Source organism: Alteromonas sp., from assembly GCF_984505615.1.
On record NZ_CFHOXV010000023.1, the window covers coordinates 55,231 to 65,757 of the forward strand.

6 protein-coding genes are annotated in these 10,527 nt (G+C 51.2%); 5 read left to right on the forward strand and 1 reads right to left on the reverse strand.

Translation table 11 applies throughout. The features are described from left to right. Positions 1-2 precede the first annotated feature (2 nt). A complete protein-coding gene (locus AC4PME_RS13185; RefSeq protein ID WP_491046806.1) occupies positions 3-983 on the forward strand; it encodes a FlgO family outer membrane protein in 981 nt (326 codons plus the stop codon). Positions 984-1,145: 162 nt separating this feature from the next. On the opposite strand, the gene mnmC is transcribed toward AC4PME_RS13185, so the two are convergent. Next, entirely contained in the window at positions 1,146-3,134 is a 1,989-nt protein-coding gene (mnmC, locus tag AC4PME_RS13190; RefSeq protein ID WP_491046807.1) for a bifunctional tRNA (5-methylaminomethyl-2-thiouridine)(34)-methyltransferase MnmC2/FAD-dependent 5-carboxymethylaminomethyl-2-thiouridine(34) oxidoreductase MnmC1, read from the reverse strand. A 270-nt stretch (positions 3,135-3,404) separates the two neighbouring features. Between mnmC and fabB the strand changes: the two genes are divergently transcribed. From fabB to AC4PME_RS13210, 4 genes are all read left to right on the forward strand, one after another. After that, positions 3,405-4,619, forward strand: coding sequence for a beta-ketoacyl-ACP synthase I (fabB, locus tag AC4PME_RS13195; RefSeq protein ID WP_491046808.1), 1,215 nt, complete (start codon positions 3,405-3,407; stop codon positions 4,617-4,619). A 137-nt stretch (positions 4,620-4,756) separates the two neighbouring features. Then, positions 4,757-5,908: a 4-phosphoerythronate dehydrogenase gene (locus AC4PME_RS13200; RefSeq protein ID WP_491046809.1), complete on the forward strand. Its 1,152-nt coding sequence runs from the start codon at positions 4,757-4,759 to the stop codon at positions 5,906-5,908. A 32-nt stretch (positions 5,909-5,940) separates the two neighbouring features. Further along, positions 5,941-6,957 (forward strand): aspartate-semialdehyde dehydrogenase, encoded by a 1,017-nt coding sequence (locus AC4PME_RS13205; RefSeq protein WP_491046810.1) that lies wholly within the window; start codon positions 5,941-5,943, stop codon positions 6,955-6,957. A gap of 381 nt (positions 6,958-7,338) precedes the next feature. Further along, a partial coding sequence (locus tag AC4PME_RS13210; protein ID WP_491046811.1) for a FimV/HubP family polar landmark protein occupies positions 7,339-10,527 on the forward strand: 3,189 nt, incomplete at its 3' end.

The window sequence follows — 10,527 nt, forward strand, 5'->3', positions numbered from 1 at the left end:
CGATGACGTTTGCCAAACCTTCAGTTCCGGCTATCACAGTAATATCAGGCCGTTTACTGGCTGTTATGCTGGTAGCCGGGCTCTCCGCCTGTACTACCATTGATGAACATTACCATGCTTACATGGATGGTGAGGGAGATGCTCACACGCAGCCTGCGCAACCGCCGGGTGACAGTGCAGCTGACATGCCGGGGAATCATGACGGCCTGCTGAGCGGTAATGAAAAATCTCAGGTTCAGGGGGGAATGCAATCTGCTGATGATATTGAGCCCGCAGAGCAAACTGCAGCTTCATCTTCAACTTCAGCGGCGACTTCCTATCCGCAGACTGATGTAGTGACTCAAGCTGCACCAGAGGTCATTGCACCTGAGCGCAACGCACCGGTGACCATGGCAGCGGTGCCTGAGACAGCACAATGGCAATACCGGCCTGATTCCCGTGACCGTAATATGGTGGCCAGTGAACAGACAGGGCCGGTAGCGGTTGAGTGGCACGATCCTCTTGTAACCGGCTATCAGCCGGACAGAACACACAAAGCGCTGGCTGACTATGCATCCCAGCTGGCAATGCAACTGATGGACTCTGCTACCCAGCTTAGCAGCAACGATTTAATTGGTGTGGCAAGCTTCGTAAGGCTGAACCGGTCACTGCAGGAAACCACTGTGATGGGAAATCAGCTGGCTGAACTGCTCATCGCAGAATTGCAGAGTTTTGGTGTGGGTATTGTGGATTTTAAAATGGCTGATGCGTTAACAGTCACGCCTTTTGGTGACCTGGCCATGACACGGACCGGTGAGATACAGAGCCGCTCAATGCAGATGGATCATATTCTCACCGGTACCCTTATCGAAGAGCCCAGAGGCGTGCGGGTCAATGCACGTATTGTGTCCGTTGAGAAGCATCAGGTTGTCGCCAGTACCAGCCTGCTTATTCCATCTTTTATGGTTACTGCGCTGAACAGCGGCAGTCAAACCGGAAAATAGTCATCTTTTAGTATGAGATTTCCTGCCGGCCACCGATAAATACTTTCCTATCGGGGCAGGCTGGATTATTATTCATACTGGCGTTTGAATGCCATATTCAAATTGCCGCTCTGCGCCGGCATGGTGTTATGACTCAACCATCTCCATAGCACTCTGCCCGGCTCAGGGCGCCACTCCCCTGATTGAATTCCTGATAGCAAACCTTTGCGGTGCGGTTGCCTGAAGTAAAGACTCCGGTGCCGGCAGCGGTGTATGGGTTAACTGGCCTGTTAAAATTTGCGCCATTAACGGCGCTGTAGTTAACCCTCTTGAGCCGAGTCCGGTTAAAGTGAACAGTCTGCCGGCAGGCGGCTGTGTCTGGCTGCTGAGTGGCTTTCCGGTGCTCAGGGCGCGGTATTCTTCGTACAACACGTCATTACTCAACAGTTGTCCGCTTGCGGGCTGGTGATCCGGCAGTGTCAGACGGATTGCTGCTCTGGCTTTTCCGTCGTGTTGAAGCTGCGCTACCCAGCTGTCTGCCCCCATTGCTTTTTTATGTGTCGCCAGATTTGTCTGTGTGTCGCTTTCACGCACATCACACCGGGTATCATCTTTTCCATAGGTAGACCCCAGAGCATGGCGGTTGTCCATTTGTGGTGTCATGTAGCCTTTATGACAAAGTACGGTTCGCAATGCACTGACTGAAGGCTGGCCGGGAATAGCTTCTACCTGGCCCCGCACGGGACGAAGTGGCAACGCCGTCATCTGCGGAATATGGATACTGTCAGCACCGGTGGCAATCACCGCGTAATCAAACTGCTGTTCTTCTCCGTTAACACAAAGGGTGACGCCATCTTCCTGTTCAGTAACGGCAGTGACGATTGCGCTGGTCTGAACCCGGATATTTTCGTCGCAGCCGGCGATTAACGCATTGACCAGTTCCGGCGGGCAAACCCAGCCACCCAACGGTATGTGCAGTCCGCCGGCGGGCAACGGTACACCGGCAAAATCACTGGCATCCTGCCTGGATATGGCGCATACAAGCGCTTCTGGCCAGACTTCGCTGTCCAGCAATTTAGCCTGTCGCTCACCTACCGTTTCGCTGAAATTTAGTTGCAGTACGCCACACCAGTCATGTGTGAACGGTTCCGGTAACTGCCGGTAAACCCGGCTGGCATATAAAAAGCCGTGAGCCTGAATTTGACTGGCAATACTGGCCTCACTGTGAAGCTGCGGATAAAAACCACCCTGAGGATTACCCGATGCACCCTGAGCAAGGGTTTCATCTGCACACAAGACAGTGGCAGATATCCCTGTACGGCTCAGGCTCCGGGCCAGAGCCGCTGCTGCCAGTCCGCCGCCGATAATTGCTATGCGGTGGTTTGCCGTGACTGCATCGTTATTAAAACGGGAGTAAGGCGGTGCGGCAGGAGCAGGGTGCTGGCCATCAAAATATCCGCCCAGCATGTCGCGCTTGCGGCCAAAACCTTTACGTTTTTCAACAACAAAACCGGCGTCTCTCAGGCCCCGTTTCACAATCCCTGCTGCGGTAAACGTGCCGAAGGTTGCGCCTTGTCTGGATACTCTGGCCATTTGTGAAAACAAAGCCTCCGTCCACATGTCCGGGTTTTTACCGGGCGCAAAACCGTCCAGAAACCAGGCATCAATCATCCCGCGGGGCGGTACGTGCCATTGGGGCAGCAATTCATGAACATCGCCAATCCATAAATCCAGCGTGGTGTGAAATTCATCAAAGTGAAGTCTGTGGCAACCCTGAATGGATAGGGGATAGTTATTCAACAGCGCCTTTGCTGCCTCCTCTAATACCGGAAATGCGGTCAGTGCCCTGGCCAGATCGTCTCTGGCCATGGGGAATTTTTCTGTTGAGAGGATAAAAAGCTGTTTCAGCGGGTGCTCAGGATGCTCTGCTCTGAACGCAGCGAAGGCCTGCATCGCCACCAGGCAATTCAGGCCGGTGCCAAAGCCGGTTTCAGCAATAACAAAGTCGCGGCGGGTATGTGCCAGCCAGCGCGCCGGAATATCGTTGCCGGCAATAAACACATGATGGGTTTCATCAATGCCACTGTCGTTGGAAAAATAGACGTCATCGAAGTCGTCAGCAACCGGAGTGCCGCTGTCGTTAAAATAAACTTGCGCAGTGCGGGATTTCACGTTTTGATATTCTGCAAGACAAACATTGGGTGATCATACCTTGCATGATACATTGAGCAAAGCAAACACGCGGGGTTGAAGCCTGTTTTCTCTGTGTTGATGAAAAGCTGAACGTTTTCGGCTTTTGGTAATCATAGCAGGGGCAGATAAGACATAAATGACGGGGCAGGGTACGTGTAAACGGTATGGGAAAAACGTTAAGTAAAAAGAGCAGACCAGTTTACGGATGAAAATCGTTACCATATGCCCCATCAAAATAAAGGGTTAGTTATGAGAAGAGCAGTTATTACCGGTCTGGGCATCGTGTCCAGCATTGGTGTAAATCAGGACGAAGTGCTGGCTTCATTGAAAGCAGGCAAATCAGGTATCACTTTTTCAGAGCAATTCGCTGAAATGGGTCTGCGCAGCCAGGTCTGGGGTAATGTGGACATTGATTTATCAGAGCACATCGACCGTAAAGTTATGCGCTTTATGGGTGATGCCGCTGCTTATGCTTATGTGGCAATGCAACAGGCAATCGCTGATTCCGGTTTGGAAGAAAAAGATATTTCAAATGAACGCACTGGTATTATCGCCGGCTCCGGCGGTGCGTCATCATTAAATCAGGTTGCTTCAGCAGACATTCTTCGTGAGAAGGGCGTAAAACGTATGGGTCCTTACATGGTTCCCCGTTGTATGGCCTCTACAGTTTCAGCCTGTCTGGCAACACCGTTTAAAATTAAAGGTGTGAACTATTCTATCGCTTCAGCGTGTGCGACCAGTGCTCACTGTATTGGTAATGCCCTGGAACTGATCCAGCTGGGTAAACAGGATGTGGTATTCGCCGGTGGCGGTGAAGAACTGCACTGGTCACTGTCCAGCCAGTTTGATGCCATGGGAGCGTTGTCGTCGAAATACAATGACAACCCGTCTGTTGCTTCCCGTACTTATGATGCTAACCGCGATGGTTTCGTCAGCTCCGGTGGTGGCGGTATGGTTGTTGTAGAAGAGCTGGAACATGCTTTGGCCCGTGGTGCTACCATCTACGGTGAAGTGGTAGGTTACGGCGCAACGTCAGACGGCTACGACATGGTAGCGCCTTCCGGTGAAGGTGCGGTACGCTGCATGAAGATGGCCATGCAGAATGTTAATGCACCTATCGATTATCTGAACACGCACGGCACATCTACGCCGGTGGGTGATGTGAAAGAACTGGCTGCTATTCAGGAAGTCTTCGGTCAGTCCGGCGTGCCAATCAGTGCAACCAAGTCTCTGACTGGTCATGCTCTGGGTGCTGCCGGCGTGAATGAAGCGATTTACAGCTTGCTGATGATGAAGAACAACTTCATCGCGCCGTCTATCAATATTGATACGCTGGACGATGCAGCGGCTGGCCTGGACATTGTGACCGCCACCCGCGAAGCTACCCTGAATACCATTATGTCTAACAGCTTTGGTTTCGGCGGTACAAATGCTACGTTGGTTATCCAGCGTTACAACGGATAAGTAAGCAGTCAGAAGACTGTTTATACCGCTATAAATGATAAACGCCCGCACCGGTTATCCGCTGCGGGCGTTTCGTTTTGTGAATTACATTATGTTCCAGTATTATACCGGCCTTAGCAAGTCTGACAGTGTTTGATATGACCCGCATTTTGTTCGAAGAAAGTATCCCTCAGGGAATGGCCTATTTTTCAGCGCTCGGCGAGGCTTCACCGTTTCATGGTCCTTCGCTGGATGCAAAAGCGCTTCATGGTACTGACTATCTGGCGGTCAGATCCACCACCAAAGTGAACGAAGCGCTGCTGTCCGGTGCCGGGCAGTTAAAGCTGGTAACTACGGCGACGGCGGGCACAAATCATCTGGATAAAACCGCCCTGGAACAGGCGGGTGTGCCATGGCGCTCTGCCGGTGGATGCAATGCAGTAGCCGTTGCTGAGTATGTGGTGAGTGTCCTGATGAACGCTCACCGTCAGGGCAAGCTGGATTTAAGCCGTATTACTGTTGGTGTAGTCGGCGCCGGACATGTAGGCAGTGCACTGGCAGAAAGACTGCATGCACTTAACATTGCCCATGTTCTGTGCGATCCGCCTCTTGAGGCCGCCGGTGACAACCGGCATTTTACCGGCATGGACACCATCATGACCTGTGATGTCATTACCCTGCATGTGCCTTTTGTCAAAGACGGACCTCATCCCACCGTGGATTTGCTTAATGCAGAACGTATAAGCGGTCTGCGTGCAGGGCAGTTGCTGATCAATGCCTGTCGCGGTGAAGTCATAGATGAACCTGCGTTGCTCACACGTTTACAACAACCTGAGCCACCGCTGGTGGTACTCGATGTGTTTCGCAATGAACCTGAGATCAATCAGGCATTGTTGCCGTATTTGTGGTTTGCCACGCCTCACATTGCCGGTCACTCCGTTGAAGGTAAGCTGCGGGGAACGCAAATGGCATATGAACATGTGTGTGAAGCCATGGGTGTAACGCCTGAACTCACTATGGAAGATTTTTTAACTGCGCCGGAAGCCCGTCATTTTGACGTGCCTGATGCCACAGCCGAAGCGCTGGACTGGGTTACGTTGTCTGACCTGATCTTGTCTGTATACGACGTCAGCAAAGACGACGGGCTGTTTCGCCGTGGTACCGGTAAAGAAGGGTTTCTTAATTTGCGTAAGCATTATCCTGCCAGAAGGGAATGCAGTGCCGGTTTTCTGCGACTTGCAGCACCGGTTTCAGAAGGCATAACAGAGCAACTGAGTGGCCTGGGTTTTCAATTTAATTTTGTGCGTTGAAACTTTCAGCGTACCGACAGGAGAAAAGAATAATGTCACAAGTTTTTGATGTGGCGGTACTGGGTGCAACAGGCCTGGTCGGACAAACCATGATTGAGTTGCTCGAAGAGCGTAAGTTTCCGGTAGGAACCCTGTATCCGCTGGCCAGCGAACGTTCTGCCGGCACAACCATTAACTTCAGAGGCGAAGAAATTGAAGTATTGAACGCCGATGATTTTGACTGGACGCTGGTACAGTTTGGTTTCTTCTCTGCAGGCGGCGATATTTCCGCCCGTATTGCTCCGGTTGCGGCAGATGCAGGTTGTATCGTTATCGATAATACCTCACATTTCCGGTACGAGCCGGATGTACCGCTGGTTGTGCCTGAAGTGAATCCCCATGCGTTGGCAGACTTCCGCAACCGGAATATTATTGCCAATCCGAATTGCTCAACCATTCAGATGATGGTGGCCCTGAAGCCCATCCATGAAATCGCCGGCATTGAACGTATTAACGTGTGCACCTACCAGTCTGTTTCCGGTGGCGGCAAAAGTGCAATGGAAGAGCTGGCACTGCAAACCGCCAACCTGCTGAACACCCGGCCGGTTACACCGGAAGCATTCAGCCGTCAGATTGCCTTTAATGCCATTCCGCAAATCGACGCCTTCATGGACAACGATTACACCAAAGAAGAAATGAAAATGGTGTGGGAAACGCAAAAAATCCTCGGTGACGACAGTGTGCTGGTGAATGCTACTGCTGTGCGCGTGCCGGTTTTTTACGGACACGGTGAAGCCATCCATCTGGAAACCCGCATGCCGGTGGATGCCATGCAAGTGAAAGGGTTGCTGGCACAGGCACCCGGCGTGAAGGTGTACGAAGAAAGAGAAGCGTTCCCCACTCAGGTGAGCAGTGCAAGTGGCAATGACTGGGTACACGTGGGCCGCATCCGTGATGATATTTCTCATCCCAACGGCCTGAATATGTGGGTGGTGTCTGATAACGTACGTAAAGGGGCGGCAACGAACAGCATTCAGATCGCTGAAACCCTGATCAAAGACTATCTGTAAACACCCGGCGCAGAGGTAAACTTCTGCGCCTTTGTGCCGATAAAACAATGAAAAGGCTGTTTTACAGACTGTCATCGGCAGAAGAAAACGGCCTTTTTCTAGATAGTTACCGTTAACTGGTTTATAGTTTTGGTAAGTAACCTGTGCGGGCTTGTCATCATGGATTAAAGCTTGCATAACCCCGTGAAACCACAGGTTTTATTCTGTGAGTGACGGTTTTCTGACTCGCCGGAAGCAATCCGGCACGCCCGGAGCATCAGGCTCCGGCATTATAAGAATAACAGGCAGCGGTGTGCCGGCTTGTCCGTGTACTGGCTACACCACATGGCCTGGCCACCATGACACCGTCATGGTAGACGCTTGAGGGCATATAGGAACGCTATGAAATCGCATGTTACGGGCTTGCTTATTTTTTTATTGCTGCTGACGGCAATCCCTGATTCCGGTGAGGCTCAGGAACGGGAAACTGCCATCCGCGGGCCGAAAGGTGCCACCAGTCAGTTCTCCGGCAATGTTTATGGTCCTATAGACGACAACGATACCCTCTGGCGTATAGCCGACCGCTACCGTCAAAATAAGAACCTTTCTGTCTACCAGGTGATGGTAGCTATTTATGAACTGAACCCTGATTCTTTTGAGCAGCAAAACCTTAATTTACTGGTTGACGGCGCTGTTCTGAAACTTCCGTCTGAGCGTTATGTTGCCCGCATTGATCCTGTGAGAGCGAAACAACGTGCCGAGCAGGATGATGACAGCTTTGCCCGTATGGAAAGCAAGCCCGGCAGCAGCCTGAATAATCTTAAACCGCCGGTGCCGCTGGTAAACCAGCAGGATCTCAGTTCTACCCGCTCCGCAATTGAAGACAAAATTACCCGTCTGGACAGTCAGCAAACTCAGCAATTTGATGAATTACGACAGCAATTTGCTGCCTCGCTGGAAAACGTGCAGGCCATTCTGGATGAAAACCGCAAGCTATATACCCGTGTTGAACAGGTTAACGATGATTTAGCGTCTCTGCGTACCCAGGTGGAAGGGGACGTGCAGAATCAGATGGACGAGCAAACTGCGTTACAAAAGCAGTTATTGCAAATGATGCAGCAGGAACAGGCGGAGCGTCAGGCTGAAAAAGACGCGTCGTTTATGAATACGCTGATGCAACCCATGAGCCTCATCATCGGCTCGGGTATCCTCACGTTATTACTGGTGGGCGGACTGGTTGCCTGGTTCCTCAAACGGGGTAAGAAAGAAGAAGATGATCCCATGCAGCCTGTGGCGCAGGTCTCTACCGCCGACACCGCACCGGTTGTTGCTGCCGCCCCGGCAGCGATTGTGCCTGAGCTGGATGACACGCCGGAATTGTCAGATGACGAACTCTTTAACGATGATGAATTGTTAGATGATGTGTTATCCAACGAACTGGAAGAATCACTGGACGATGATCTCGAAAGCTTCGCTGACCTTGATGATGACATGCTGGTTCCGGATGACGATTTTGCTTTCGAAGACGGTGATTCCGAGTTAGGTCAGGATGAACTGGACAGTTTGTTCGATGATGAGCCGTTATCTGATGATTCACTGGTGCCTGATGTGGACGATCTGGACGGCATTGATCTGTCCGGTGATGACGATGACAGCGCAGACGCTTCCTCAGAGGAAGCACCTGCGGAGCCGGCTGCTGAAATGGTGGCTGACGATGACATTGATGCGCTGCTGGCACAAAATTCCGCTGATAATAACGCGGCAGAAGAAAGTAGTGCAGAAACAGATGCTGCTGACAGTGCAGCAGACGTTGATGATTTTGATATCGATGCATTGCTGGATGCAAATTCAGGCTCAGCTGAAGAGCCTGCAACGGAAGAGGAAGATGACGAGGATATTGACCCGGACGACATTCTGGCTGAATTTGAATCGCCATCAGCGGACGAAGAAGACAAGCCGGAAATTGATATCGACGATTTGCTCGACGAGCATCAGTCTGATTCGGTCATGGGCAGTGATAACGGCGATGTTGATGACGACATGCTCGGCAAAATTGACCGTGAAATCAATGATCAGAATCAGGAGTTGGACCGTCTCACAGACAATATCATCACGGAAATGGACCAACTCGACCAGATGGCGGACATGCTGGGCGACGATGAGGATGAAGAAGACGAGATCACTACAGAATCAGCGCCTTCACCTCAGGCTATTCAGGATCTTGACGCATTCAGCGAAGACCTTGACGAAATTGACGTTGAGGATATGGAAAATGCCGGCGAGTTTACTGACCCGCTTTCTGATGACCTCATTGCAGAGCTCCAGGGCGAACAGGACAGTGACGAGGATGACGCCGGCGTTGACGATGCAAACGACGCGCTTGCCGACGAACTGCTGGCTGAACTTGAAGCTGAAGATGATGAAGTAGATACCTTATCAGATGAATTACTGGCAGAGCTGGAAGCCGAAGAATTATCCGGAGAGCAGGATGCGCTTGCTGATGAAGCACTATTGCAGGAAGACTCCGAAGATAGTGAATTTGAGGCAGATATTGATGACGATCTGACCAATGACCTGCTGGCAGAACTGGAATCTGAGGGCGTAACAGAGGACGAATCAGAGGAGCTGGCGGAAGACGAGTTACCGGTTGACGTTGACCTGCCTGAGTCAGATGAATCAGTCGAACCAGAGTCTGCAGCGACAGACGAACATCCGGCCGGTGAAGAAATACCAGAACTTGCAGCTGAAACTGACATTCCTGGCGATGATGTATTGGCGAATTCAGATGAGACGCCAGTTAGCGATGATGTCCCTGAAGAGCAGGAAATTTCAGAAGACGATGCTTCCTTACCGGAAGACGGTTTTACAGCAGAAGGCCCTGCAGAAGAAAGTGCTGAAGAAGATATCACAGCAGAAGGTGACGTAGCTGAAGATGATCTGGCAGAAGAAGCCGTTGAGAACGATGACGCAACAGTTGAAGACGACGTCGCTGATGAGGCTGAACCGGAAAGCGAACTGACTTCTGACGATGATACAACCGGACCGGATGATTCTGATGCGTTGTCTGAGTTGGATGAACCTGTTGAAGAAGAGACTGCAGAGCCGGAAGAGCTGCCTGTTGATGAAGAATTCGCTGAACCAGCTGTTACCGGAGAAGACGGGTCTGCACCGGAAGAAGAACTACCGGATGACGACGAAGGTTCTGTTGAAGACGTAACTCTATCTGATGATGAAGTCTCAGAAGAGCCGGAACCTGATGAAGAAGAGAATTCTTTATCGTCAGATGCTGACGCACTTATTGCTGAAATTGAAAATGCGCAATACGAGCAGGAAGCAGAAGCTGAAACCGATATGGACGATGAGGCAAAACTTCAACCTTCAGAAGATGACGTTGAAGAAGAGCCTGCTTTTGAGTCCACTGAAGCAGGTCAGGAAGATGCACCGGCAGAGAAATATCAGCCTGAAGAAGTTGATGCATTAGCCGACGAATTACTTGCCGAACTGGAAGGTACTGACGACGATGTGCCTGCAGAAGCAGAAGCAGAAGCAGAAGCAGAAGCAGAAGCAGAAGCAGAAGCAGAAGCAGAAGCA